Source organism: Microcella alkaliphila (assembly GCF_004216855.1).
GTDB lineage: Bacteria > Actinomycetota > Actinomycetes > Actinomycetales > Microbacteriaceae > Microcella > Microcella alkaliphila.
On sequence record NZ_SGXT01000017.1, the window covers coordinates 186,804 to 211,381 of the forward strand.

Annotated in this window: 31 protein-coding genes; 14 read left to right on the forward strand and 17 right to left on the reverse strand. The window is 70.6% G+C overall.

The features are described 5' to 3' along the window. Positions 1–40: 40 nt before the first annotated feature. Both EV140_RS10995 and EV140_RS11000 read right to left on the reverse strand, forming a co-directional pair. The gene (locus EV140_RS10995; protein ID WP_130283847.1) at positions 41–343 is read right to left on the reverse strand and encodes a DUF427 domain-containing protein; all 303 of its coding nucleotides are present in this window, start codon (positions 341–343) and stop codon (positions 41–43) included. Positions 344–353: 10 nt separating this feature from the next. Further along, positions 354–914 carry a hypothetical protein gene (locus EV140_RS11000; protein ID WP_130283849.1) on the reverse strand — a complete coding sequence of 187 codons (561 nt, stop codon included), beginning with the start codon at positions 912–914 and terminating at the stop codon, positions 354–356. Between the two features lie 35 nt (positions 915–949). Between EV140_RS11000 and EV140_RS11005 the strand changes: the two genes are divergently transcribed. The 3 genes from EV140_RS11005 to EV140_RS11015 all read left to right on the forward strand — a co-directional run bounded on the left by EV140_RS11005 (position 950) and on the right by EV140_RS11015 (position 3,823). Next, positions 950–1,423, forward strand: a complete 474-nt coding sequence (locus tag EV140_RS11005) for a hypothetical protein (protein ID WP_130283851.1) — start codon at positions 950–952, stop codon at positions 1,421–1,423. Between the two features lie 260 nt (positions 1,424–1,683). Then, positions 1,684–3,234, forward strand: a complete 1,551-nt coding sequence (locus EV140_RS11010) for a DEAD/DEAH box helicase (RefSeq protein ID WP_130283853.1) — start codon at positions 1,684–1,686, stop codon at positions 3,232–3,234. 70 nt (positions 3,235–3,304) lie between these two features. Continuing rightward, complete coding sequence (locus EV140_RS11015) at positions 3,305–3,823, forward strand: GNAT family N-acetyltransferase (protein WP_157985647.1); 519 nt, start codon at positions 3,305–3,307, stop codon at positions 3,821–3,823. Positions 3,824–4,122: 299 nt separating this feature from the next. Here EV140_RS11015 and EV140_RS11020 read toward each other — a convergent pair whose 3' ends face one another. Beyond that, positions 4,123–4,665, reverse strand: a complete 543-nt coding sequence (locus EV140_RS11020) for an NUDIX hydrolase family protein (protein ID WP_130283857.1) — start codon at positions 4,663–4,665, stop codon at positions 4,123–4,125. A gap of 133 nt (positions 4,666–4,798) precedes the next feature. Between EV140_RS11020 and EV140_RS11025 the strand changes: the two genes are divergently transcribed. The 3 genes from EV140_RS11025 to EV140_RS11035 are packed head-to-tail and all read left to right on the forward strand — an operon-like array spanning position 4,799 to position 10,914. Further along, positions 4,799–5,479, forward strand: coding sequence for an alpha/beta hydrolase (locus EV140_RS11025; RefSeq protein ID WP_130283978.1), 681 nt, complete (start codon positions 4,799–4,801; stop codon positions 5,477–5,479). Next, on the forward strand, positions 5,472–10,133 hold the full coding sequence (locus EV140_RS11030) for an ATP-dependent helicase (RefSeq protein WP_130283859.1): 4,662 nt from the start codon (positions 5,472–5,474) through the stop codon (positions 10,131–10,133). The genes EV140_RS11025 and EV140_RS11030 overlap by 8 nt, the downstream gene beginning before the upstream one ends. A 4-nt stretch (positions 10,134–10,137) precedes the next feature. Further along, positions 10,138–10,914, forward strand: a complete 777-nt coding sequence (locus EV140_RS11035; protein WP_130283861.1) for a DNA-formamidopyrimidine glycosylase family protein — start codon at positions 10,138–10,140, stop codon at positions 10,912–10,914. Between the two features lie 12 nt (positions 10,915–10,926). Here the strand turns inward: EV140_RS11035 and EV140_RS11040 are convergent, their stop codons facing one another. The 4 genes from EV140_RS11040 to EV140_RS11055 all read right to left on the reverse strand — a co-directional run bounded on the left by EV140_RS11040 (position 10,927) and on the right by EV140_RS11055 (position 13,476). Beyond that, positions 10,927–11,823 carry a WD40/YVTN/BNR-like repeat-containing protein gene (locus EV140_RS11040; protein ID WP_130283863.1) on the reverse strand — a complete coding sequence of 299 codons (897 nt, stop codon included), beginning with the start codon at positions 11,821–11,823 and terminating at the stop codon, positions 10,927–10,929. Then, complete coding sequence (locus EV140_RS11045) at positions 11,820–12,434, reverse strand: DUF305 domain-containing protein (protein ID WP_130283865.1); 615 nt, start codon at positions 12,432–12,434, stop codon at positions 11,820–11,822. The genes EV140_RS11040 and EV140_RS11045 overlap by 4 nt, the downstream gene beginning before the upstream one ends. 67 nt (positions 12,435–12,501) lie before the next feature. Continuing rightward, positions 12,502–12,894, reverse strand: a complete 393-nt coding sequence (locus tag EV140_RS11050) for a hypothetical protein (protein ID WP_130283867.1) — start codon at positions 12,892–12,894, stop codon at positions 12,502–12,504. Between the two features lie 51 nt (positions 12,895–12,945). Beyond that, positions 12,946–13,476, reverse strand: a complete 531-nt coding sequence (locus EV140_RS11055; RefSeq protein ID WP_130283868.1) for a hypothetical protein — start codon at positions 13,474–13,476, stop codon at positions 12,946–12,948. A gap of 101 nt (positions 13,477–13,577) precedes the next feature. Between EV140_RS11055 and EV140_RS11060 the strand changes: the two genes are divergently transcribed. Then, positions 13,578–14,093, forward strand: coding sequence for a thermonuclease family protein (locus EV140_RS11060; RefSeq protein WP_130283870.1), 516 nt, complete (start codon positions 13,578–13,580; stop codon positions 14,091–14,093). A gap of 198 nt (positions 14,094–14,291) precedes the next feature. Here EV140_RS11060 and EV140_RS11065 read toward each other — a convergent pair whose 3' ends face one another. Genes EV140_RS11065 through EV140_RS11075 form a run of 3 tightly spaced genes read right to left on the reverse strand, consistent with a single transcriptional unit; the run spans position 14,292 to position 15,588 of the window. Next, on the reverse strand, positions 14,292–15,023 hold the full coding sequence (locus EV140_RS11065) for an SOS response-associated peptidase (protein ID WP_130283872.1): 732 nt from the start codon (positions 15,021–15,023) through the stop codon (positions 14,292–14,294). 17 nt (positions 15,024–15,040) lie between these two features. Further along, positions 15,041–15,337: a Dabb family protein gene (locus EV140_RS11070; RefSeq protein ID WP_096420449.1), complete on the reverse strand. Its 297-nt coding sequence runs from the start codon at positions 15,335–15,337 to the stop codon at positions 15,041–15,043. Beyond that, complete coding sequence (locus EV140_RS11075) at positions 15,334–15,588, reverse strand: glutaredoxin family protein (RefSeq protein ID WP_130283874.1); 255 nt, start codon at positions 15,586–15,588, stop codon at positions 15,334–15,336. The genes EV140_RS11070 and EV140_RS11075 overlap by 4 nt, the downstream gene beginning before the upstream one ends. A 36-nt stretch (positions 15,589–15,624) precedes the next feature. Between EV140_RS11075 and EV140_RS11080 the strand changes: the two genes are divergently transcribed. Continuing rightward, a complete protein-coding gene (locus EV140_RS11080; RefSeq protein WP_130283876.1) occupies positions 15,625–16,416 on the forward strand; it encodes an HAD family hydrolase in 792 nt (263 codons plus the stop codon). A gap of 52 nt (positions 16,417–16,468) precedes the next feature. Here EV140_RS11080 and EV140_RS11085 read toward each other — a convergent pair whose 3' ends face one another. The 3 genes from EV140_RS11085 to EV140_RS11095 form a co-directional block, all read right to left on the reverse strand. Then, the gene (locus tag EV140_RS11085; RefSeq protein ID WP_003792170.1) at positions 16,469–16,567 is read right to left on the reverse strand and encodes a 30S ribosomal protein bS22; all 99 of its coding nucleotides are present in this window, start codon (positions 16,565–16,567) and stop codon (positions 16,469–16,471) included. A gap of 106 nt (positions 16,568–16,673) precedes the next feature. Continuing rightward, entirely contained in the window at positions 16,674–16,868 is a 195-nt protein-coding gene (locus EV140_RS11090) for a helix-turn-helix domain-containing protein (RefSeq protein ID WP_130283878.1), read from the reverse strand. Between the two features lie 125 nt (positions 16,869–16,993). Beyond that, positions 16,994–17,497: an ArsR/SmtB family transcription factor gene (locus tag EV140_RS11095; protein WP_130283880.1), complete on the reverse strand. Its 504-nt coding sequence runs from the start codon at positions 17,495–17,497 to the stop codon at positions 16,994–16,996. 69 nt (positions 17,498–17,566) lie between these two features. Between EV140_RS11095 and EV140_RS11100 the strand changes: the two genes are divergently transcribed. Both EV140_RS11100 and EV140_RS11105 read left to right on the forward strand, forming a co-directional pair. Beyond that, positions 17,567–19,024, forward strand: coding sequence for a TrkH family potassium uptake protein (locus EV140_RS11100; RefSeq protein ID WP_422386121.1), 1,458 nt, complete (start codon positions 17,567–17,569; stop codon positions 19,022–19,024). Then, entirely contained in the window at positions 19,017–19,688 is a 672-nt protein-coding gene (locus EV140_RS11105) for a potassium channel family protein (RefSeq protein WP_130283882.1), read from the forward strand. The genes EV140_RS11100 and EV140_RS11105 overlap by 8 nt, the downstream gene beginning before the upstream one ends. A gap of 327 nt (positions 19,689–20,015) precedes the next feature. On the opposite strand, the gene proC is transcribed toward EV140_RS11105, so the two are convergent. Further along, a complete protein-coding gene (proC, locus tag EV140_RS11110; protein WP_130283884.1) occupies positions 20,016–20,846 on the reverse strand; it encodes a pyrroline-5-carboxylate reductase in 831 nt (276 codons plus the stop codon). A 43-nt stretch (positions 20,847–20,889) separates the two neighbouring features. On the opposite strand from proC, the gene EV140_RS11115 reads away from it, so the two are divergent. Further along, positions 20,890–21,261, forward strand: coding sequence for a cation diffusion facilitator family transporter (locus tag EV140_RS11115; protein ID WP_130283886.1), 372 nt, complete (start codon positions 20,890–20,892; stop codon positions 21,259–21,261). 45 nt (positions 21,262–21,306) lie between these two features. Further along, the gene (locus EV140_RS11120) at positions 21,307–21,666 is read left to right on the forward strand and encodes a hypothetical protein (protein WP_130283888.1); all 360 of its coding nucleotides are present in this window, start codon (positions 21,307–21,309) and stop codon (positions 21,664–21,666) included. A gap of 27 nt (positions 21,667–21,693) precedes the next feature. On the opposite strand, the gene EV140_RS11125 is transcribed toward EV140_RS11120, so the two are convergent. Then, complete coding sequence (locus EV140_RS11125) at positions 21,694–22,161, reverse strand: nucleoside deaminase (protein ID WP_241971419.1); 468 nt, start codon at positions 22,159–22,161, stop codon at positions 21,694–21,696. A 24-nt stretch (positions 22,162–22,185) separates the two neighbouring features. On the opposite strand from EV140_RS11125, the gene upp reads away from it, so the two are divergent. Together upp and EV140_RS11135 are read left to right on the forward strand one after the other, a co-directional pair. Then, positions 22,186–22,821, forward strand: a complete 636-nt coding sequence (gene upp, locus EV140_RS11130; protein WP_130283890.1) for a uracil phosphoribosyltransferase — start codon at positions 22,186–22,188, stop codon at positions 22,819–22,821. Positions 22,822–23,085: 264 nt separating this feature from the next. Beyond that, positions 23,086–23,778 (forward strand): winged helix-turn-helix domain-containing protein, encoded by a 693-nt coding sequence (locus EV140_RS11135; RefSeq protein WP_130283892.1) that lies wholly within the window; start codon positions 23,086–23,088, stop codon positions 23,776–23,778. On the opposite strand, the gene EV140_RS11140 is transcribed toward EV140_RS11135, so the two are convergent. Both EV140_RS11140 and EV140_RS11145 read right to left on the reverse strand, forming a co-directional pair. Next, positions 23,775–24,194, reverse strand: a complete 420-nt coding sequence (locus EV140_RS11140; RefSeq protein ID WP_241971420.1) for a DUF1003 domain-containing protein — start codon at positions 24,192–24,194, stop codon at positions 23,775–23,777. The two genes, EV140_RS11135 and EV140_RS11140, sit on opposite strands and share 4 nt — an antisense overlap. 124 nt (positions 24,195–24,318) lie before the next feature. Then, on the reverse strand, positions 24,319–24,570 hold the full coding sequence (locus EV140_RS11145; protein ID WP_130283896.1) for an addiction module protein: 252 nt from the start codon (positions 24,568–24,570) through the stop codon (positions 24,319–24,321). Positions 24,571–24,578 lie beyond the last annotated feature (8 nt).

Here is a 24,578-nt window from a genome sequence, read left to right on the forward strand (position 1 = left end):
GTCGGGTTGGCGGGGGCCGCGCGGTCTACTCGGAGACCGTCTACTCGGAGACGGTGGCCTCTTTCCAGAACGCCACGTAGTTGCTGTAGTCCTTGCCGACACGATCGAACGACGACGGGATCGGCGTCGGGTAGCTCCACGCCCGGTCGGGGTACGACGTCCCGTCAACCGTGATCGTGAAGTACTGGGTGTCGCCCTTCCACGGGCAGTGGTACGGCGTGGGCGACTCCTCGAGCAGCTCACTCTTCACGCTCGACGGCGGGAAATACCAGTTGCCCTCGATCTGAATGAGGTCGTCCTTCGACGCCTCGGCGATAACGGTTCCGTTGATGTGCGCCTTCATGGGAGGAACGCTACGACGGGATGCTGAACTCTCGCAGGATGTGCAGGCTCTGCTCGTCGAGACGGGCGCGCACCGCGCGCACGGCGTCCGGGCCCTCGTGTGCGGCGAGCCGACGCCCCGCGACGGAGGCCGTGAGCATGTGGCCCACGGCGCCGCGGAGGCCGGAATACGCGGCGGCGGACGCGGCCGCCTCGGGGCTCGTCGCGTCGATGCCGACCGTGCCGAGAGCATCCACGATGGCACCGGCGAGCAGGATGTCTTCGACAGGGAAGCCGTCGGGGGTTTCGATCGGGGCGCCGGCCGCGACGACCGCGACCATCGTGCGCTCGCCGCGCGCCGCCTGCAGCTCGAGCAGGCGCTGAGCGATGGCCGACGCGGCGCCGAGCCGGGCATCGATCACTTCGACGTGCGGGGGCAGGGCGTTCAGCGGCACGTCTTCCGTCGCGATCGCGTCGCACCACACGACCAGGTGCGCCGTCTCGCCGATGCGGCGAGCGCCGTCGAGGCCGACGTCGACGCGCACCTGGTAGCGCTCTTGGGCGTCGGGGTTCTCGTCATGCGGCTGGGTCACAGCCCGATGGTAGCGAGGGGCCGCACACTGGTTCCATGCGTGTGACGCTGGATCTCATCCTCGACTGTTCGCCCGACGCGGCGTGGGAGGCCGTGCACTCCCCCGCCGTTTTTCGCGCAGTGTCGGGGCCGTGGACGACCGTCGAGTCGCTCGAGCCGGGTGGATTCCCGTCGCGGTGGCCGGGCGGCGACCACCGCGTGAAACTGCGGATGCTCGGGGTGCTTCCCATGGGCACGCAACTGATCCGACTCTCCGACGAAGTCGCCCCCGGGGTGCGCACGGTGCACGACACCGGCGGGCCGCTGTCGGGGCCGATGCGCACCGTTCGGAGTTGGCACCACCAGATGGCGATCTCGGCGGCGCCGGGTGACGGGGGCCGCACGCGGTTTCGCGACACCCTGACCGTCAAAGCAGGAGTGCTGACGCCGTTCGTGACGGCCGGGTTTTGGGTGTTCTGGCAGCTGCGCGGGCGGGCGCTGAAGCGCCTCGCCCCGGGGTGGAACACCTGACCTGCTAGGGTTGAGGAACTGGCGGCCCCGTTGTGGCGCCGCCCGCGTCGTAGAACGCTTCCTCTTCTCGCACATCGCGCACTGACTCGCGCGCAGCGATTCGACACTTTCTGACGGCGAAATGATTGCGGCCACCGCCGCCGTCGCCACCCGACTCACTGAGCCGTCCGTTTGAGACGTGCGCCGTGCATCCAGCCCGCTGACATCAGCCGTGGCCGCGTGCGCCCGGGAGTCACCGCAAGCCTGAAAGGCACCACTCCATGACCACCACGTTCAGCACGCTCGGCGTGCCGTACCCCCTCGTCGAAGCCCTCACCGAGCAGGGCAAGACGAGCGCGTTCCCGATTCAGGTCGACACGCTGCCCGACACTCTCGCCGGGCGCGACGTGCTCGGCCGCGGCAAGACCGGCTCGGGCAAGACCCTCGCGTTCGCCATTCCGATGGTGGCGCGCATCGGCATGCGCACGGCGGCCCGCCGCCGCGCCGGCCACCCGCTCGGGCTCGTGCTCGCCCCCACCCGCGAGCTCGCCAGCCAGATTCTCGCCACGATCGAGCCGCTCGCGAAGGCGTACGGCCTCACCGCGATGACGATCTTCGGCGGCGTCTCGCAAAACCCGCAGGTGGCGACCCTGCGTCGCGGCGTCGACATCGTCGTGGCCGCGCCCGGCCGCCTCGAAGACCTCATGAAGCAGGGCCACGTGTCGCTCGCCGACGTCGAGATCACCGTGCTTGATGAGGCCGACCACATGGCCGACCTGGGATTCCTGCCCGGTGTGACGCGCATCCTCGCGGCGACGCCCGCGAACGGTCAGCGCCTGCTGTTCAGCGCGACCCTCGACAACGGGGTCGACAAGCTGGTGAAGCGCTTCCTGAGTGATCCGATCTTGCACTCAGTCGACGAAGCGCACTCGCCGGTGGTCGACATGACCCACCACGTGTTCGACGTGGCCGGTGTCGACGAGAAGAAGGCGCTCGTGACGCGACTCGCGTCGGGAGCCGGGCGGCGCATCCTGTTCTTGCGCACCAAGCACCAGGCGAAGAAGCTCGCCCGCACGCTGACCGCGGCGGGGATTCCCGCCGTCGACCTGCAGGGCAACCTGTCGCAGGCCGCGCGTGAGCGCAACCTCGCCGCGTTCGGCGACGGAAGCGTGCGCGTGCTCGTCGCGACCGACGTCGCCGCCCGCGGTGTGCACGTCGACGACATCGAACTCGTCGTGCACGTCGACCCGCCCACCGAGCACAAGGCGTACCTGCACCGTTCGGGCCGCACCGCCCGCGCCGGAGCCTCGGGCGACGTCGTCACCGTCGTCTTGCCCGAGCAGCGTCGCGACACCGCGGCCCTCTTGCGCAAGGCGTCAATTCAGGTTCAGCCCGTTGCGGTGAACGCCGACTCGCCCGCGGTTGCGGCGCTCGTCGGCGAGGTGGCGCCGCGCGTCGCGGCCGCCGACATGCCGGCCGTGCTGCGTCCGCAGCCCCAGGGCGGAGGACGCTCGACCGGCGCGAACGCGCAGCGCAAGCGGGCCGCCCGCGGTGGGCAGGGTGGGCAGGGTTCGCAGGGCGGCCAGCGTCGCCAGCGTTCGACCCAGGATGCTCCGCGCACCGCGCGTGGGACCGGTCGCGGCACCGACGTGGCCGCGCACCGCACGGAGGGGCACCGCAGCGCTGAGGCGCCGGCGGCCCCGCGTGCCCGCCGAGGCGGGTCGCGGCGGGCGTCGGCCCCCGCAGGCTCGGGCTCGGGCGGCACCGGCGGCGGGATGCGCGTCGGTCAGGTCGTTCGCCAGAACGGCGGCGGCCAGCGTCGCGGACGCTAGTTCCGCGCATCCATTCTTCTGATCGCCCATGCGGTCAGCGTCGATCAGCGGCGGCACCTAGATTGTTCGGGTGCCGCCGCTGATTCGTTCCGCTACCGCTGACGACGTCGAGGCGATCGCCCGGCTGCACCTGCAGTGCTTCGCCGAGGTGTACGAGGGCGTGCTGAGCCCGCGCTTTCTGGCGTGCAACACGATCGAGACGGCGCGCGCCGAGTGGGCGTCGTACCTCTCGGCGGGCGACGCGGATGCGACCGTGCCGGGCTCGGTCGTGGTCGTCGCCGTGGAGCATGACCCGATCACCGGCGCACGCGAGCTCGTGGGGCTCGCCCGCAGCGCACCCTCGATCGACGCGGAAGCCCCGCGCGACACGAAGCTCGACTCGCTGTACACGCGGCGCTCGACGTGGGGGTCGGGGCTGGGCGCGCGACTACTCGACGCCGTTCTCGGCGAGCGCCCCGCCTACCTCTGGATCGTGACCGCGAACACCCGCGCCGCCCGCTTCTACGAGAAGCACGGCTTCGCGTTCGACGGTTTTGGCCGCCCCTACGAACCGTGGGACGGCACCCACTGCTCACGCATGGTGCGCTGAGCCCGTGTGCACGCGGGGCAGCGCCGCCGGCAAGGCCGGGCGCGGCGGGTTTCGGCCAGGCTCGCTACGTGCATCCGCGGGGATGTGTGCCGGGGTCCCCGCGACTACTCCGCTGTAGGAGTTCCTACAGTTTGCAACCGCGTGCGGGACCGCGGGCGGATGCTCGCGTGTAGGAGTTCCTACAGTTGGCGGCGCCGCGCACGGGTTCGCTCGGCTACTCGGGTGTAGGAGTTCCTACAGCGGAGTAGTCGCTGGGGTGGGCGGGTGAGTTGCCGCGGGTCCGCCGCGAAAGAAACTCTCTACGGCAGGACGCCGACCGAGGCGAGGGCCGTGCGCAGCAGAGCGCCGCGTCCGCCCTCCATCTCGTTCGAGACGCGGTCGCTGGCCGCCTCCTCGGGGGTGAGCCAGGTGAGCTCGAGCGCATCCTGGCGGGGGTCGCACGTTCCCGTCACGGGCACGACGAACGCGAGCGAAACCGCGTGCTGACGGTCGTCGTCGAACCGGGTCGGCGACGGGAACGGGAAATACTCCGCCACAGAGAACGGCACCGGCGACGCGGGCAACTGCGGGAAGGCCATCGGGCCCAGATCCTTCTCGAGGTGACGGTACAGCGCATCGCGCAACGTCTCGCCGTACATCACGCGCCCCGACACGAGCGTGCGCGTGATCGACCCGGCCGGATTGACCCGCAACAGCGCTCCCACCTCGGTAACAACGCCCACGCCGTCCAGCCGCACCGGCACCGCCTCCACGTAGAGAATCGGCAGGCGGCGGCGCACCTCGGCGAGCTCCTCGTCAGACAGCCAGCCAGAATCCGGGTCGGGGGTGCGCGTCGAAGCCATGCCCCATTCATACCGCAGACAACCAAACGCACCCGCAGGCGCCCGCGTGCGCGCCGGGGGTCGATCCTGAACCGGGGCCGAGCATCCCGAACCGGCTGTCAGATGCGACTGCAAGGATGGGCCCGTGAGCGGCATGCAGCTGATCGACCCCAGCGCGATCATGTGGTCGGCGCCCGAAGCCGACCGGGCGGGGCGGCCGCTCATCGTGCTGCTGCACGGGTACGGCAGCAACGAGGGCGACCTGTTCGGGCTCGCCCCCTACCTGCCCCTCGACGCCGTGATCGCCTCCCTGCGGGCGCCACGCGCCGCGGGCCCCGGCTTCGCCTGGTACGACCTCGACCCCGAACTCAACGCCTCGCGCATCGACGGAGGCGACTCCGCCGCCCGCGGAATCCTGCACTGGCTCGACACCCAGAACCCCTCCAGCGTGGGCGTCATCGGCTTCAGCCAGGGCGGCGCCATGGCCGTGCACCTCATGCGCCACGCCCCCGAACGCTTCGCGTGGGCCGTCAGCCTCGCCGGCTTCGTCCTCGACGGCGATGCCCCGGCGGATGCCCGACTCGCCGCCCGGCGCCCGCCCGTCTTCTGGGGGCGCGGCACCGCCGACGAGGTGATTCCGCCCCGGTTCGTCGAGCACGCCCAGCGCTGGCTGCCGAAACACGTCGAGTTGACCGAGCGCATCTACGAGGGGCTCGGGCACGCCGTCAGCGAGTCGGAGCTCAACGACGTGCTGGCGTTCCTGCGCCAGCAGTCGGACGCGGGCGCGGGCCACGCGACCGGCGGCGCGGGCGGCACAGGCGACGCCCGTGACTGAGGCACCCGACGCCGACACCGTCCTCGGCCGCTTCACCCCCGCGACCCGCGAGTGGTTCACCGGCGCGTTCCCCGGCGCGACGGCCGCGCAGCTCGGAGCGTGGGACGCGATCTCCTCCGGACGCCACGCCCTCGTTGTCGCCCCCACCGGCTCGGGCAAGACACTCGCCAGCTTCCTGTGGGCGATCGACCGCTTCGTCGCCGACCCGACGGCACGCGCCGCCGAGGCCGAGCGCAACGACGAGGGCGCCGCGCGCACCCGCGTCATCTACGTCAGCCCGCTCAAGGCGCTCGGCGTCGACGTCGAACGCAACCTGCGTGCCCCGCTCATCGGCGTCACCGCGACCGCTGCCCGGCTCGGCACACCTACCCCGCCGATCACCGTCGGCGTGCGCAGCGGCGACACCCCCACCCAAGAGCGTCGGGCCCTGCAGCGCACTCCGCCCGACATCCTCATCACGACCCCCGAGAGCCTGTACCTGATGCTCACCTCGTCGGCCCGCGAGACGCTCAGCGGCGTGACGACCGTCATCGTCGACGAGGTGCACGCGGTCGCCGGCACGAAGCGCGGAGTCCACCTCGCCCTCACTCTCGAGCGGCTCGACGCCCGGCTCGCCCGCCCCGCGCAGCGCATCGGACTGTCGGCGACCGTGCGGCCGGTCGACGAGGTCGCGCGTTTCCTCGGCGGACAGACCCCCGTGCAGATCGTGCAGCCGCCGAGCGCCAAGACGTTCGACCTGACCATTTCGGTGCCGGTCGACGACATGACGCAGCCGCCGCGAGCATCCGACGATGACGATGACCCTGACGCCTCCGGCGCGCCCGCGAACCCCTCCATCTGGCCGCACGTCGAAGAGTCGATCGTCGACCGGGTGCTCGAACACCGCTCCACCATCGTGTTCGTCAACTCGCGGCGGTTGGCCGAGCGGCTGACGGCGCGGCTCAACGAGATCTACGCGGAACGCGCGCTGGAGCTTGAGGCGAACGCATCGCGTTCGCGCGACGCCAGCGCCGACGAATCTGCGATTCGTCGAGTCGGCACCGAGCCGACGGCGGCTGCTCCGCCGCTGCTGGCCCGCGCCCACCACGGCTCGGTCAGCAAAGACCAGCGCGCCGAGATCGAAGACGACCTGAAGGCCGGGAGGCTGCGCTGCGTCGTCGCGACGAGCAGCCTCGAGCTCGGCATCGACATGGGCGCCGTCGACCTCGTGATCCAAGTCGAGTCGCCGCCGAGCGTCGCGAGCGCCCTGCAGCGTATCGGCCGCGCCGGCCACCAGGTCGGCGAGGTCAGCCGCGGCGTGCTCGTGCCCAAGCACCGCATGGACGTGCTGCACGCGGCCGTCACCGGCGAAAGGATGCTCGCGGGCCTCATCGAGGAACTGCGCGTTCCGGCGAACCCGCTCGACGTACTCGCCCAGCAGACCGTCGCGCACGTCGCGCTCGAGCCGGCCGACATCGACGACTGGTTCGACGCCGTGCGCCGCACCGCCCCCTTCGCCTCGCTGCCCCGATCCGCCTACGAGGCAGTGCTCGACCTATTGAGCGGCCGCTACCCGAGCGACCGCTTCGCCGAACTGCGGCCCCGCATCGTGTGGGACCGCGTGCACGGCACCCTCACCGGGCGGCCCGGAGCGCAACGCCTCGCGGTGACGAGCGGCGGCACGATTCCCGACCGCGGCCTGTTCGGCGTTTTCCTCGCCGGAGACGGTCCCGGCCGCCGCGTCGGCGAACTCGACGAGGAGATGGTCTACGAGTCGCGCGTCGGCGACGTGATCGCGCTCGGCGCGACCAGCTGGCGCATCGACGAGATCACCCGCGACCGCGTCATCGTCACCCCCGCGTTCGGCCAGCCCGGCAAGGTGCCGTTCTGGAAGGGCGACGGGCTCGGCCGCCCCGCCGAGCTCGGGCGCGCGCTCGGGGCGACCACGCGCGAGCTGGGGGCCGCCGACGCGGGCGAGCGCAGCATCCGCCTCGCATCCGCCGGCCTCAACGAGCGCGCGATCACGAACCTCGAGGCGCTGCTCGTCGAGCAGACGGCCGCGACCGGGCATCTGCCGAGCGACACGACCCTCGTCGTCGAGCGCTTCCGCGACGAGCTCGGCGACTGGCGGCTCGTCATGCACTCGCCGTACGGGCTCGGCGTGCACGCGCCGTGGGCGCTCGCGGTATCGGCGCGCATCCGCGAACGGCACGGCGTTGACGGCGCCGCGATCGCCGCGGATGACGGCATCGTCGTGCGCCTGCCCGACACCGACGCCGAACCGCCCGGCGCCGAGCTGCTGCTGTTCGACGCCGACGAGCTGACGCAGATCGTGACCGCTGAGGCGGGGGGATCTGCGCTGTTCGCCAGCCGCTTCCGCGAGTGCGCGGCGCGCGCGCTGCTGCTGCCGCGCCGCGACCCGGGGCGCCGCAGCCCCCTGTGGCAGCAGCGCCAGCGCGCCGGGCAGCTGCTCGAGGTCGCGCAAGAGTTCCCCGACTTCCCCATCACACTCGAGACGCTGCGCGAGGTGCTGAGCGACGTCTACGACCTGGATGCGCTCACCACACTCGCGACGCAGATCGCGCAGCGCTCGGTGCGCGTCGTCGAGGTCGAAACGCCGTCGCCGTCGCCGTTCGCCCGCTCGCTGCTGTTCGGCTACGTCGCCGCGTTCCTGTACGAGGGAGACAGTCCGCTCGCGGAGCGCCGGGCGGCGGCGCTCAGCATCGACTCGACGCTGCTCGCCGAACTGCTCGGCCGCGCCGAGCTGCGCGAGGTGCTCGACGCCCGCGTCATCGCCGATGTCGAGGCCGAACTGCAGCGGCTCGCCCCCGAGCGGCGGGCGCGCGATACGGAGGGCGTCGCCGACCTGCTGCGCCTGCTCGGTCCGCTGTCGGTCGACGAGGTGCGGCTGCGTTCGGTGGACGGGCTCGATGTCGAGGCGGCGCTTGCCGAGCTGACGCGCGCGAACCGGGCGGTCGCGGTGACGATCGCCGCGCATCCCCGATTCGCCGCCGTCGAAGACGCGGCCCGCCTGCGCGACGCTCTCGGCACCCCCGTGCCCATCGGGGTGCCGACCGCGTTCCTCGAACAGGTGCCCGACCCGGTCGGCGACCTCGTTGCGCGCTATGCCCGCACCCACGGGCCGTTCGCGCTCGCGGACGTCGCCGAGCGCTACGGCATGGGAACAGCGGTGGTGCGGGATGCTCTGCGTCGGTTGGGCGCGGATCGTCGCGTCATCGAGGGCGAGTTCCGTCCCGACGCCGCGGGTTCCGAGTGGATCGACGCCGAAGTGCTGCGCCGGCTGCGCACCCGCAGCCTCGCGGCCCTGCGCAAAGAGATCGAGCCGGTCAGCGCCGGGTCTCTCGGGCGGTTCCTGCCCGCGTGGCAGCACATCGGCGGCAGCCTGCGCGGCATCGACGGGGTGCTGCAGACCATCGAGCAGCTGCAGGGCGTCGCGCTGCCGGCAAGCGCCTGGGAGTCGCTCGTTCTGCCCGCCCGCGTGCGCGACTACTCGCCGGCCTGGCTCGACGAGCTCACCGCATCAGGTGAGGTCGTGTGGGCGGGCGAAGGCTCGCTGCCAGGTAACGATGGCTGGCTGAGCCTGCACCTCGCCGAGCTCGCACCGCTGAGCCTGCGGCCTCCCGTCGGCGACGAGTTGAGCGAACGGCAGCAGCGCATCGTCTCGCTGCTCGAGGGCGGCGGCGGATACTTCTTCCGACAGTTGGCCGGCGCACTGCACGACGCCGACGACGCGGGGCTCGTTACCGAACTGTGGAGCCTCGTCTGGTCGGGGCACCTCACCAATGACACGATCGCCCCCGTGCGCGCGTTGCTCGGGTCGACATCGAGCCGCACGGCGGGGAAGCGGCGGGCGCCGCGGGCTCGCTCGCGCACGATGAGTGGGTATGCGCGGCCGTCGGGCTCCGGGATGCGCGGATCGGCGGCGGCAGGCGGCTCGGCTCTGTCGGCCCGCACCGGCCCGCCCACCGCGGCCGGGCGCTGGGCGCTGCTGCCCGAGCGCGACGACGACGTCACGCGGCGCACCGCGCACCTGGCCGAGAGCATGCTCGAACGCCACGGCGTCGTCACCCGAGGTGCCGCCCAAGCCGAAGACGTCGCCGGGGGCTTTGCCCTGCTCTACAAGGTGCTCGCCCAGCTCGAAGAGGCGGGGCGCGTACGCCGCGGCTACTTCGTCGAACACCTCGGCGCCGCCCAGTTCGGCACGCCGGCGACCGTCGACCGGCTGCGCACGTTCACCCGCGACCCCGACGCGGCCCCCGGTCTGCAGGCGGTCGTGCTCGCCGCGACCGACCCCGCCAGCCCCTACGGCGCGGCCCTGCCCTGGCCCGACGCGCGCGTCGACGCGGCCGCCGAGGCTCGCGGCGAGTCGACGAAGCACCGCCCGGGGCGCAAGGCCGGCTCGCTCGTTGCCCTCGTCGACGGACACCTTGCCGTCTACCTCGAACGCGGCGGCAAGAGCGCCCTGACCTTCACCGACGACGAGGCCGAACTCGCCGCCGCCGCGACGGAGCTCGCCGCGACCGTGCGGGCGCGGCTTCGAAGCCTGCGGGTCGAACGGATCAACCAGCACAGCGTGTTCGGCACACCCCTCGGCGAGGCGCTGCTGGCGGCGGGGTTCGTGGCGACCCCGCAGGGCCTCCGATTGAGGGTGTGACGCCGTGCCCGAGGGAGACACCGTCCACCGCGCTGCCCGGCGGCTCGACGCGGCACTCACCGGCAGGGTGCTCACGCGCTGCGACGTGCGCGTGCCGCAGCACGCCACCGTCGACCTGAGCGGCGAAACCGTCGAGGGCACGGAGGCGTTCGGAAAGCACCTGGTGACGCGGACGTCGACCACGAGCATCCATTCGCATTTGAAGATGGAGGGCGTCTGGCACGTATACCGGCGCGGCGATCGGTGGCGACGCCCCGCCTTCGAAGCGCGCATCGTGCTCGAGGCGGACGACGTGCAGGCCGTCGGCTTCGCGCTCGGTCAGCTCGACCTCGTGCCGCGCGCCGAGGAGGGCACGCTCATCGACCACCTCGGGCCCGACCCGCTGCGCGACGAGTTCGACCGGGACGAGGCGCTCGCGCGGCTGACCGCCGACCCCGAGCGGCCGATCGGGCTTGCCCTGCTCGACCAGCGGGTGATCGCCGGGCTCGGCAACGACTACCGCAACGAGACGCTCTTCCTTCGCGGGGTGCTACCCGAGACCCCGGTCGGCGCGACTGACGCGGCCGCCGCGCTCGACCTCGCCGTGCGGCTCATCCGCGCCAATCGCGACCGCAACGAGCGCACCACCACCGGCGACACCCGGCGCGACACGCGCCTGTGGGTCGCCCACCGCGACCGCAAGCCGTGCCGGCGCTGCGGAACGCCGATCCGGCGCGGGCTGCTCGGCGAGGACGCGCTCAGCGAGCGCATCACCTGGTACTGCCCGAGCTGCCAGCGGTAGGCGACCCCGCCACTAGTAGCGGAACAGGCTCTGCCAGTTGCGACCGTCTGCGTCGGAGACGAGGGCCAGGCTCGTGTCGGCGATGGCGATGCGGCCGCTCGCGGTGACGGCGATCGCTTCCGGCAGGATCGGTGACTCTCCCACCGCCGACCACTCGCGGCCGTCTGTCGACACGTGAATGACGCCCTCCGTGTCGATGCCGACCACGCGCGGGAGCGCCGCATCCGCCTCGTTGTTGGCGAGCAGCACGAGCAGCGGAGCACCGTCGACGAGGTCGAAGGTCGCGCCGCCGTCGGTGGAGGCGACGAGTCCGTCGGCCGTGGTGCCGAGTAGCGTCACGCCGTCCGCCGCCCAGGCCAGACTGCGAATCGGAGTGACAGCGCCCGTGCTCCACGTCGCGCCGCCGTCATCGCTCAGGAAGACGGCGCCGGTGGCCGAATCCCAGCCGGCCACGCGGCTACCGTGCGCCGCCATGGCGTGGAAGTCGACCTCGCCGTCGAGCGCGATCACCGAGGTGGTGCCGTCGTCGGCGAACGCCACAACGCCCAGGTTCGCGGGGCCCGGCTCACCCTCGGCCGGGTGGCCGGAAAACAGGATGCTGTCGCCCGCGCGAGCCATGCCCATCGCGTCACCCTGCCACTCGCCGACGCGCGCCGCCTGCGCCGACCCGTCGTCAACAAGCTCGGCAGCGTAGATGCCGTAGTGCGTCGCGATGCGGGCGACACCAGCGCGCTCGTCGACGTCGAGGGCGTGGACGTGCGTGACGCCGGGGTCGGCGACGACGGCGTCAGGCGCGGGGCCGAACGCGTCGGGGCTCAGCCCGGCGGGAGGCGCACATGCGCCGAGCACGAACGCGGTCGCGGCCGCCGCTCCGAGCGCGGCGAGGGTCGAGGAACGGCGCGGGGTCACCGGTCCAGCCATTCGGTCATGAGCTCGATCTCGGCCTGCTGCGAGGCGATGATGTTGTCGACGAGGGCGCGCACATCCGGGTGGCGGCCGTTGTCGATCACGTCACGGGCCATGTCGATCGCACCCTCGTGGTGGGCGATCATCTGCCGCAGGAACAGGTCGACGGCCTCATCGCCTTCGGCGTCACGCAGCTCGTCGAGTTCGCCCTGCGACAGCATGCCGTCCATGCCGCCGTGGCCGCCATGATCGCCATGACCGCCGGCCATGTCACCCATCTCGGGCATGCCCCAGTCGCGCAACCACGAGCGCATCCGTTCGATCTCGGGGCCCTGCTCGGCGGCGATCTGCTCGGCAAGCTCGCGCAGCTCGGCGGGCATACCGTCCTTCGCGAGCAGGATCTCGGACATCTCGATCGCCTGCTCGTGGTGCGGAATCATCATCTGCACGAACATGACGTCGGCCGGGGCGGGCGAGGGGGCACCGTCGTCGACGGTCGGGGTGGGGGTCGCGGAACCCCCGGGGCTTGCGGCGGGAGTGCACGCCGCGAGCACGGGAGTGAGGGTCAGCGCGGCGGCAAGAGCGAACGCCGCAGACGTACGCGAAATACGCATGGGAACAACCTTTCGTGGGAGGGGAGGTGACAGGTCGGTGGCTCGAGCGCGTGCTCGAGAGCCACCGTCACCTCCGCAGCACGCAGAGTTGATCGAGAGGAGGCGGTGCGGGCTCGGCGCTGGAGTGCGGTGTCACGGTGCGCGGAGCGTCCACGGGATGTGACCCGACGAGCCCGGGTGCGGGAGGGGCGTAGCGCACCGACGCGAGCAGCGCGACGACGAGCGCCGCGCATCCCATGAGCAGCAGGCTGTGATCGTGCCCGTGCTCGTGCTCAGATTCGAGGCCGTGGTGATGGGGCTCGTCGATGGGGGACTCGCTGGTCATCGCGGCGGGATGCTCGTGGACGGCCACGACGTGGCTGTCGCTTCCGACGTGGTGCGACACCATCGCGACGCCGGCGACCGCCAGCGCGATCGCAGCGGCCAGTCGCGCGATGCGCGTCAGGATCGACATACCCACGGGAGGTACTATGCCACGCTGCTCTGGGTGTCGACAGCGGCGGCAGTCGTGTCAGTCACCGTCGAGCTCGCGCACCGCGGCCGGGCGCCAGGCGACGATGCGCAGCACCGTCGCGGCGACCAGGGCAACCGTGCCGGCGATGGCGAACGGCAACGCCAGCACCTGGGCGATGCGCGGAGGCAGGAAGGCCTCCGGCTGGTAGGGGCCGCTTGCCTGCACCGCGCTGAAGCCGAACTCGGCGGTGACCGCGAGGGCCAGCCCCGCCGCGAAGGCGAGAGCACCAACGGCCCAGAGCGCGCGCATCCACGGATTGCCGACGACGATCAGTTCGAGCGGTGGGCGGCCGGGGGCGGCGGTCGCTGCGCCCGGGGCGAGTGCACCGGGGTCGACTTCGGGGGCGCGCGGTGCGGCCGATCGCTGGGCGCGAGGCGAGGACGCGGACGGCGCGCGGGACGCCGCCGCCTGCACCGAGTTCTGGCCCGACGGCGACACGCCCGCTGCCAGCTGCGCCGGGGCGACGCCCTCTCCCCCGCGCTGGAACACCCGCGGGTACCGCGGGTCGAGCGCAGACTCGTCGGGCATGCGGGCTCCTGGGGTGCGGGGCGGTCGGCGAACGGGGCCAATTGAGGTCAGAGTAACCCGCATGCCCGGGCGTGAGGCGAACGGGCCGGTAATCTCACGGGATGCCGCGTGCCCGCCTGCGCCCCCTTCTCGGGATGCTCGCCGCAGCCCTTACGATCGGCCTCGGCGGCTGCGCCCTCCTCACCGAGTTCGACCAGCGGTCGAACGGAATCGACGGCCGCCCGACCGGAGTGGTGGCGTCGATCACCGACGGCGACACGTTGCGGCTGGTGGTCGACGGCGAGGAGTTGCGCGTGCGCCTCATCGGGATCGACACCCCCGAACTGCGGCCGACTCCCGAGTGTTTCGCGGACGAGGCGACGGACGCGCTCGCCCGGCTGGCGCCGGTGGGCACCCTCATCGGCTACGAGTACGACGAAGACCCGCAGGACCGCTTCGAGCGTGAACTGATGTACCTGTTCGCCGCCGACGGCACGTTCATCAACCTCGCCCTCGTCGAGGAGGGCTACGCGCGCGAGCTGCACTACGCGCCGAATTTCCGCTACCGCGACGAGATCCTCGCCGCCGAGGCGGCCGCCCAGGCGGGCGGGCTGGGGCTGTGGGGCGCCTGCCTGTAGACACGGAATGAGCCGGCTGAGCGCCGCGAGCTAGTGGTAGTGGGCCGGGAAAGGTGCGCCGGGGTCACAGCGACTACTCCGGTGTAGGAACTCCTACAGCAGAGCAGTCGTGCGAAGTGCGGGAGCCGGCGCTGAGGGCACCACGTTTGGTGCCGAGCATGCGCAACATTGCACGTGCGCGGCAACGTTCGGCGTGCGTCAGCGGGCGACGGGCTCGATCAGATGCGGACCGTCGCCGCGCAGCGCCGCGACCGGGTGCAGCTCGAGCCGCTCGAGCACGGCCTCGCTCTCAGCGACCATCGCATCCACCAGCGCCTGGTCGCCCTCGACCGTCGGGTCGAGCCACTCGTCGACCAGCTCGCGCGGCAGCATCACGGGCGCCCGATCGTGGATGCTCGCCGCCGGCCCCGACGCGGCGCGCGTCAAGATCGTGGCCGTCAGCATCCACGGCGCCGGCTCCTGGCCGTCGGCCACCGGCGGCCGCCACCACGAGTACAGCCCCGCGAACGACAGCTCGCCCTCCACCGGGTCGTGAATGTAGTGCGGCGTCTTGACCGGCTTGCCGTCGACTCCCGTCACCGTGTGCCACTCGTAGTAGCCGTCCGCCGGCAGCACCGCACGCGACCGCACGAGCGCGCCCTTAAACGTTGACTTCTCGCTGACCGTCTCGCTGCGGGCGTTGAAGGTCGGGTACGTGCTCGTCAACTCCGTCGCCCAGCGCGGCACGAGCGACCACCGCGCGCTCGTCACGAGCCGACTGGGCGGCACCTCGTCGGGGTCGGTCTTCGACAGCCGGTCAACGACGATCGGCACCTGCTGGGTGGGCGCGATGTTCCAGCTCGCCGGTATCGCGACGTCGGCAACCTCGTCGGCATCGAAGTAGCGGCCGAGTTCCTCGCCGCTCTTCGTGTTCGCATACCGGCCGCACATCGCGCGAAAGCCTGCCCTCAGACCTCGTAGTCGACGGTCGCGCGGTCGATCATGAGCGAGCGCACGATGGTCGCCGCCTCGATGTGCGCGGGGTGGTTGGCGTACACGGCGAGCGCCTCACGGTCGTCGTGCTCGCTGATTAGCACGGCGTGCCAATTGGCCTCGAGCAGGCCGATGTCGGCGCCGACCGTCAGCGACCGCAGCCCGGGGATCACCCCCACGAGCGCCTCCAGCGGCGCGGCAAAACGCCGGATATCGGCGGCCCGCTCAGCCTCGCTCGACCCCAGACGGAAGAACACCACGTGGCGGATCATGCTGTTTTCTCCTTCAGCGCCAGGCGCAGGCGCGACTCGTCGACGCGCCAGATGGAATGCACGGCACCATCGACCATCACCACGGGGATCTCGTCCCAGTGGCGGGCGTTCAACGCCTCGTCGGTGGTGATGTCGCGCTCAACCAGCTCGGCCTGGGGCTCATCTGCGACGACCCGCTCGACGATCGGGCGGGCGTCGTCGCAGAGGTGGCACCCGGGCTTCGTGAGCAGGAGGACCTCGATGCGCGGCACAGGGCAAGCCTACGCCCGTGCCTAGACTGGACGCTGATGGCCGCTATCGACGACGACGCGACGACCGGGGAAACTCCGAGCGCTCCCCCGAGCCCAACCCCGATTCTCGCCTTCTTCGACGTCGACAACACGCTCATGCGCGGTGCGAGCGTGTACCACCTCGGCTGGGCGGCGTGGAAGCGCGGCTACGTGACGTGGCGCGACATCCTGCGCTTCACCTGGAAGCAGCTGCGCTTCATCGCCGTCGGCGAGAACCACCGCCACCAGCTGGCGGTGCGCGACCGGGCGCTCGAGTTGATCGAGGGCCACACGATTGAGGAGCTCGAATCCCTCGCGGTCGAAACCTACGAGAAGCGCATCGAGAGGCTGCTACTGCCGGAAACCGTCGGCCTCGCCCAAGACCACCTCGACAAGGGCCATGAGGTGTGGCTCATCACGGCGACCCCGGAGGCGTGTGCGCGCGTCATCGCTGAGCGGCTGGGGCTCACCGGGGCAATCGGCACGCGAATCCGCGACGTCGACGGCATCTTCACGGGAGAGTTGCTCGGCCACGTGATGCACGGCACCGAGAAGGCTCTCGCCGCCAAAGACCTCGCCGTCGACAAGCACGCCCGACTCGACGATTGTTGGGCGTACTCCGACTCGCGCAACGACATCCCCCTCCTCGAACTGGCCGGCAACCGCGTCGTCGTGAACCCTGATGCGGCGCTGAAGCGCTACGCGCGCGCCCGAAGCTGGCCGATCATCACAGCGGGTGCGGCGAGCATCCGTGCCCAGCGGCGACGGGTGCGCCGCGAGGCGCGCGCCGTCGCTAACGACGCCCGCTAACGCCGAAGCGCCCCGCCGGATCGGCGAGGCGCTGGCTGTCGGGCGCTCGGCCCTACTTCTTGTTGCGACGCTGGTGACGCGTCTTGCGCAGCAGCTTGCGGTGCTTCTTCTTGGCCATCCGCTTGCGGCGCTTCTTGATAACAGAACCCATACAAATCCTTTGATCGAATGAACGAACGGACTCACGGTCCGTTCAGAACCGCGTCGATAACCGGGAGAGTCTATCGCAGTCGGGAGGCGCGCCGCAGACGGGGCGGTCAGCCGACGTCGCAGAGGCCCGGGCGAATCGCGTCGGCGACGGCCGACTCGGGGATGCGGAACGACCGCCCGAAGCGGATCGCCGGCAGCTCGCCCGCGTGCACCATGCGGTAGACGGTCATGGTCGACACGCGCATCATCTCGGCGACCTCAGCCACCGTGAGGAAGCGAACCTCCGAGAGATCGCGAGTCATCTGTCGTCCTGTCGTCAAACCGACGGCGCGGGCCTGCATGCCCGTGCACCGTGTTCACGGTAGGGGCTGGTGTGACGGAAGTAAAGACGCCACAACAGGGGGGGTGACTCGGCCGACCGCGGAGGTCAGTCTTTGCGCCAGGGCAGGCGCTTCGCGACCGTCTCCTGTGCGTCGTGAAGCTTGTCGCCCACGACGTGCAGGCGCTCCTGCGCCTCGTGGATAACCGTGCGGGCCTGGTGGGAGGCGTCCGCCGCCGCCCGACCGATTGTGCTCGCCGGGCCGGTCAGGTCGACGCCCGCCCAGGCCGCGAACGCTGCGCCGCCCTCGCCGTGTTCCTCGTCGAAGTCGACCGACAGGAAAGGAATCAGGAAGTCTTCGACGTCTTCCAGCGGCGTCGAGTCGAGGCGGTAGTAGCGGTGCTGGCCTTCCTCACGCACCTGGACGAGGCCGATGTCGCGCAGCACCTTCAGGTGCTTTGACACCGTCGGCTGGGTCGCATCCATGCGGTCGACCAGCTCGCTGACCGCGAGCTCACCCTCCTTGTTGTCGGGCGACAAGGTTGCGTCGAGCAGGTGCCCGAGCAGCTCGCGGCGGGTAGCGTCGGCGATCACAGTGAAAATGTCGGCCATGTCACCAGGCTAGTTGAGCCGGGGCGGGAGTACCATGGCGACCGGCCGAATGGGCCAAGGAGGCACAGGATGGCCGCAGGTCCGCACGTGCGACCGGTGATGACACCGGGACGCGGCGTTCCCGCTTCGGTGCCCGCGCGCATCCAAGCGTTTGTCGATCGCCACCTGGTGTCGTCGCCCGCCCGCTTCGCGATCGTCATCTTCACGGGGCTCATCCTGATCTTCACAGCGCTGCTCGCGTTGCCCATGTCGAGCGCAAGCGGTGAGCCGACACCGATTGCGGATGCGCTGTTCACGGCGGTCTCAGCGATCTGCGTCACCGGGCTGGTCACCCTCGATATGTCGACCCACTGGTCGGCGTTCGGGCATGGCGTTGTGCTGCTCGGGTTCCAGGTCGGCGGAATCGGCGTGCTGACCCTCGCGAGCGTCATGGGCCTCATCGTGTCGCGCCGCCTGGGGCTGCGCGCGAAGCTGCTCGCGGTGAACGACGCGAGCCAGTCGCGCGTCACCTCGGGCGCCGGCAACGACTCGCAGGCAATCCGTATTGGAGAGATTGGCGGCCTGCTCGGCACGGTCGCCCTCAGCACGCTCGTCATCGAGCTAGCGCTGTTTGCGTCCATCTTCCCCCGCCTGCTCACGGCCGGCTTTTCGCTCTGGGACTCGACGTGGCAGGGCTTTTACCTGGCCGCATCCGCTTTCACGAACACGGGCTTCGTCCCTCTGGTCGACGGCATGGAGCCGTTCGTCTCCGACCCCTGGATGCTGCTGACGATCGCCGTCGGGGTCTTCCTCGGCTCCCTGGGCTTCCCGGTGATTTTCGCGCTGTTCCGCCTCGCGCGGTTTCGGGCACGGCTTGGCGTGCACGCCAAGCTGACGCTGTTCACGACGCTCATTCTGATCGTGCTCGGCACGATGCTGATCATGGTGCTCGAGTGGAACAACGGCAGCACCATCGGCGGGCAGTCCCCCGTCGATCGGCCTCTCAACGCCTTCTTCCTGTCGGTCATGACCCGCTCGGGCGGCTTCAGCCCGATCGACGTCGGCGCCATGAACGGCTCGACCCTGCTCGGCATGAACATGCTGATGTTCGTCGGCGGCGGGTCGGCGTCGACCGCGGGCGGCATCAAGGTGACGACGCTCGCCGTGCTGTTCTTGGCGGCCTTCGCCGAGGCACGCGGTGTGAAAGACATGGAGGCATTCGACCGACGGATTCCTGTCGATGTGCTGCGCGTCTCCGTGTCGATCGTGCTGTGGGGCGCGACGATCGTGGCGACCTCGTCGATCATTGTGCTGCACATCACGAAGGCACCGCTCGATTACGTCTTGTTTGACGTCATCAGTGCGTTCGCGACGTGCGGCCTGTCGACCGGGCTCACGAGCAACGAGCTGCCCGACGCCGCGAAGTACACGCTGGCCGCGACCATGTGGGCGGGCCGCGTTGGTACAGTGACGCTCGCCGCCGCGCTCGCCGCGAGCCAGCGACGCCAACTGTTCCGCCGAGCAGAAGAGAGGCCCATCGTTGGTTGAACGCATTCGGCACGACGCTCCCGTCATCGTGATCGGGCTGGGGCGATTTGGCGCCGCCACCGCCGGCCAGCTGCAACGTCAAGGCCGCGAGGTGCTTGGTGTCGATGAAGACCCCGTGCTCGTGCAGAAGTGGGCCGACCGCATCACCCACACTGTGCAGGCCGACGCCCGCTCGATTGACGCGCTTCAGCAGATCGGCGCGCAAGACTTCTCGATCGCCGTCGTCGCGACGGGGTCGTCAATCGAGTCGAGCGTGCTCATCACGGCGAACCTCGTCGACCTTAAGGTGCCGCAGATCTGGGCCAAGGCGATCAGCCAGTCCCACGGCAAGATTCTGGCCCGCATTGGCGCGAACCACGTGATTTACCCCGAGCGCGAGGCCGGCGAGCGGGTGGCCCACCTGCTGTCCGGGCGCATGATCGACTTCATCGAGTTCGACGACGACTTCGTGCTCGTGAAGATGTACCCGCCGAAGGCGATTCGCGGGCTGTCGCTCACCGAGTCGCAGGTGCGCACGAAGTACAACATCACCGTGGTTGGTGTGAAGAGCCCCGGCAAGCCGTTCACGTATGCCACCGAGCAGACGATCGTGTCGAATCACGACCTCATCATCTGCTCGGGCACCGAGCACGACATCGACCGCTTCGCGTCCCTCGACGACTGAGGGGCTACGGACGCCGGTCGGGCGGTAAGCCCTAGGGCTCAGCTCGCGCCCCGGGCGTGTAGGCGTTTCGCGTAGGTGCCTCGCACGGCACGTGCCGTGAGCGGCACTTACAGTCAGCCCACATGGAGGTCGTGCCGTCGGCGGCGCACTGACGTGACGCAGCGCTGAGCCTCGCCGTGTGCACATGGGGCTCGAGTTGGCAGTTGTGGTTGGCAGGAAGGAGTCTTTACATCCACAAGTGCGAACTCGAGCGCGATAGAGCAGCCGCGCCTGAACTCGGCTGGTGCGCGCTGGGCCGACTGGTGCGGGCGCGGCCGGGTCCGCACCCTACGCCCCGGCGGCGAGCTCGCGGGCGCGGGCGAGTGCCGCCTCGGCCGCGCGGGTGAATAGCGCGCTCAGCTTGGCGCCCTGCAGCACGCCCACCGCCTGCTCGGTCGTGCCCTTCGGGCTCGTGACGCGGCGGCGCAGTTCCTCGGGATCCTCCCCCGACGCCTCCAGCAGCGCCGTCGCGCCGATGAACGTCTGCTCCGCCAAGAGCCTCGCCACGTTTTCGTCGAACCCCATCGCCTGCGCGGCGCGGGTGAACTCCTCGATCAGCAGGAACACGTAGGCCGGGCCCGACCCCGAGATGGTCGACAGCGCGTCGATCTGCGACTCGGGCAGCTCGACCACCGTCCCCACGAGGCGGAACAGGTCGTCGGCAAGCGCCAGGTGCGTGGCCGTCGAGCGGGCTCCCCCGCTGACCCCCGTCACCCCGCGACCCACCAGGGACGGCGTGTTTGGCATGGCCCGCACGACCGGGTTGGGCGCCGCGGCCTCCATGGCCGCGGTCGTGATGCCCGCCGCGACGCTCACCACGAGCGCCGCCGGGTCGAGCGTCGGCGCGAGTTCCCCGAGCACCGCGACGATCTGCGCCGGTTTCACCCCGAGCACCACAACTCCGGCACCGGAGACCGCCCATGCGTTCGCGTCGCTGTCGTGCTCGACGGCGCGCGCCTCGACTCCGTCGGCGCGGAGGGCCGCCGCCGAAGCCTCCGACCGGGTGGTCACCCGCACTCGAACGTCGGGCGCGCCCGCCCGCAGGCCGGCCAGGATCGCACCGCCCATCGAACCGGTGCCGATGATCGCGATCGGGGGAAGGCTGCCAGGTGCACTCATGCCACGAGTGTAGGTTGGGGGCACTCGAACGGGAGGATGCGGAATGACCGACCACGACGGCCGCGAGACCACGACCGAGACCACGACGGCAGCAACGGGCTCGAGCGCCCGGCCAGTCGACCCCGACCAGGCCATGGCCATTCGCGAGGTGCTCGTCGGCACGGCCGGCGTGCAGAGCGTCGGCGAGGTCGTCGTGCACCGCCTCGAAAAGGGCGACGTGCTCGTCACGGCAACCCTCGGTTTCGGCCGCCGCACGCCCGTCGCCGACATCGTCGCCGTGCTCAGCGAGGTGAAGGCCGGCATTCGCGTCGCCCTTCCCGACGCGCGCACGATCGTGCTCGAGCCCGAGGTCGCCGCCCCGCGCGCCGACGTCGACCCGCCGACCGACACGATCATCATCCGCGGGGCGGACTGACGCGGCGCACCCCACTTTCTGAACCACGCTCGCTAGGCTTGAGGCATGGAGTTCCTCTACCAGTTCCTTGTCGTCGGCCACTTCATCGGCCTGGCCGCGATCGTCGGCCCCTTCCTCGTGCAGATGCGCAAGAACAGCGACTTTGCGGTCACCGCCGTGTTCGGGGGTGCGATTACGCAACTCGTCACGGGCATCCTGTTGACGGGGGTCGCGGAGGGCATCGACCGCGACCTCGACTACACGAAGATCATCGTGAAGCTCGCCATCGCGCTCGTCGTCTTCGTCGCCGCCCTGCTCGGCTGGCTGCGCGCCCGCAAGAACGGCAACGATCGCACGATCAAGCCGTTCTTCCACGCGGCTGGCGGCCTCGCGCTCATCAACATCGTTCTCGCCGTCTTCTGGTGAGTGGATGCGCGGCGCACGCCCTCGAGGTCAGCGCCGCGTATCGAAAAACTCGCGCAACAGCGTCGCCGCGTCGTCGGCGAGAACCCCGCCGACGACCTCGTTGACACGGAACGGCAGCCGGCGTTCGCGGAGTAGGTCGACGACCCCGCCCGCGGCGCCGGCCTTGTCGTCGTACGCGCCGAACACAACCCGCGGCATCCGCGCGGCGAGGATGGCGCCCGCGCAGAGGACGCACGGTTCGAGGGTGACGACGAGCGTGCATCCATTCAGCTGCCAGTCGCTGGTCGCGGCGGCCGCCTGACGCAGCGCAACCACTTCGGCGTGCGCGGTCGGATCGACCAACGCCTCGCGCTCGTTGCGTCCTCGGCCGATGATCTGACCCCGAGCGTCGACGACGACGGCGCCCACCGGAACGTCGCCGGTCGTGAGCGCTTCGCGCGCCTCCGCGAGCGCCTCACGCATCGCGGCCAGCTCGGCGTCGGACACCGCGGTCATGGCCACCTCCGTTAGATTGAGCCTATGCGAGTGCACGTTGCGGACCACCCTCTGATCACCCACAAGCTGACGGTTCTCCGCGATGAGCGCACGCCGTCGCCCACCTTCCGCGCGTTGACGAGCGAACTCGTCACCCTGCTCGCCTACGAGGCCACGCGTCAGGTGCGCACCCACGAGGTGACCATCCACACCCCCGTCGCCGAGACGGTCGGGCTCGCAATCAGCGAACCGCGACCCCTGATCGTGCCGATCTTGCGCGCCGGGCTCGGCATGCTCGAGGGCATGACGGCGCTGATGCCCAGTGCCGAGGTCGGGTTCCTCGGCATGGTGCGCAACGAAGAGACCCTCGAGCCGAGCGTGTATGCCGAGCGCCTGCCCGACGACCTGTCGAACCGGCAGTGCTTCGTGCTCGACCCGATGCTCGCGACGGGCGGTTCACTGCTGTCGGCGATCCAGTACCTGTTCGACCGGGGCGCGGTCGACGTCACCGCGGTGTGCATCTTGGGGGCCCCCGAGGGCGTTGCCGCCGTCGAGAAAGCGGTCGAGGGCCGCGATGTGACGCTCGTGCTCGGCGCGCTCGACGAGCGCCTCAACGAGCACGGCTACATCGTGCCCGGCCTCGGCGACGCCGGCGACCGGCTGTACGGCACAGCCGGCTGAACGGCGCGCGCTCACTTCTCGCCGGCTGCGCGTCTAGACGGATGCACGGCTCGGCGACTTGACGCTCTGCTTGGATAAACGAAATACTCAGAAGCATGACCGCCCTCGCTCTCGCCCGCACCGCCGTTTCGGCCGGGGAGACCACGCGCATGATGATGCGCGCTGCGGTCGTGCACGCCTGTCGAATGTGCTCCTGATGAGATCCCGCGCGCCGCGACCGTCGCCTGCGCGCATCCATCACACTTTTGAAGGACGCATCGACCCATGACTTTTTCGCCCACTCCCCCCACGTCTGGCCCCGCCGCGACCGCGCCCGGGGTCAACCCGCAGCGTCGTGCCGCCGCCGCGCCGCCGCAGACCGAGCCCCGCGGGTTCGTGCTCTACGTCGGCCTCGACGAGAAGAAGGCCGCGGCCGCCGGCATCGACCTCGGCCGCCTCGTGACCGAGCTGAAGAAGGTGACAAGTCAGCTTGCGCCCGCCGCCGAGACGCACGCCGCCGTCGCCCTGGCCCCCGTCGGCGCGGGCGGTCGCGACCTCGAGGTGGTGCGCCTGGCCATGCAAGACCCGGCCGCGCTGTCGCGCTACCGCGGTGAGAGCGAGAAGACACCCGTCGATGAGGGCGTCATCGTCGACATCTCACGCAAGCGCGTCGTGCTGGACGGCGAGACAGCGCAGCTCACGTACAAGGAGTTCGAGCTGCTGCAGTATCTCGTGCTGCGCGAGGGTCGCACGATCGACCGCAACGAGCTCATCTCGGCGCTCTGGGCCGAGGGCGTCGAGCACGAAGGCGAGGTGCCGAACGAGCGCACCATCGACGTGCACGTGCGGCGACTGCGGGCGAAGCTCGGGGCGTACGAAGAGATCGTGCGCACGGTGCGCGGAGCCGGGTATCGCTTCGACCGGCACGCCGACGTCACAGTGCGCTACGCGTCGACGCCGTCGCCCGACACGTTCTAGGCGGGCAGCCCCCTGCCGTTTCCACCGTCTCGGTCGGCGACGAGCCGCTCGATGAGCTCGAGCTGGCGGCGGTTGATCATCAGCAGCTCATCGATCTCACGCGCGGCGGCGACGTTCGTCTCGTAGTCGTGCTGGGCGAGGGAGGCCGAAATCGCGTCCTGCCGCTTCGCCGCAATCAGCAGAATCGCTCCCTGCAGCCCCGCGAGCGCACTGAGGATCAGGTTCAGCAGGATGAACGGGTACGGATCCCAGGCCAGGGTGCCGAACTGCAGGGTTGCCCACACGACCATCAGCCCGAGGAACGAGAACACGAACGGCCAGCTGCCCATGCCGTTGCGCAGGATGTCGGCCGCCCGCTGACCGGTCGTCCGGTCACGGGTGGTGCGGGAGTGCCAGTTTACGAGTGGTCGCGTCATGCCGCTGACGCTAGAGGCCTCCGGATGCGCGCGGCAAGACCCCTCGTCGGGTGCAGCAGGTAGACGGCGAAGCGACTAACCGGTGCGGTCGGCCCACCAGCCGGGTGCTGCTGCCACGAGCGGCTCACGCTCGACGTGCGGCGATTTCGGCGCGGAGTTGCTGGAGTTGAGCGGGACCGTCGAGTAGGTCAGCCCGGCTCTCGACCACGTCGGACAGGCGTCGCGCGATCTCGTCGTCCCACGCAGCGTCGATAGCGCTCTGATCGGCGTCGATGTCGCGGTCGACACTCAAGCGCAGAAGCCGTGCCGCCTCGAGCCGCTGCTCGGGCGTCAGGGCATACCCCGCCTCGACGTAGTCAGTCAGCTTCGGGTTCATGCCGGGAG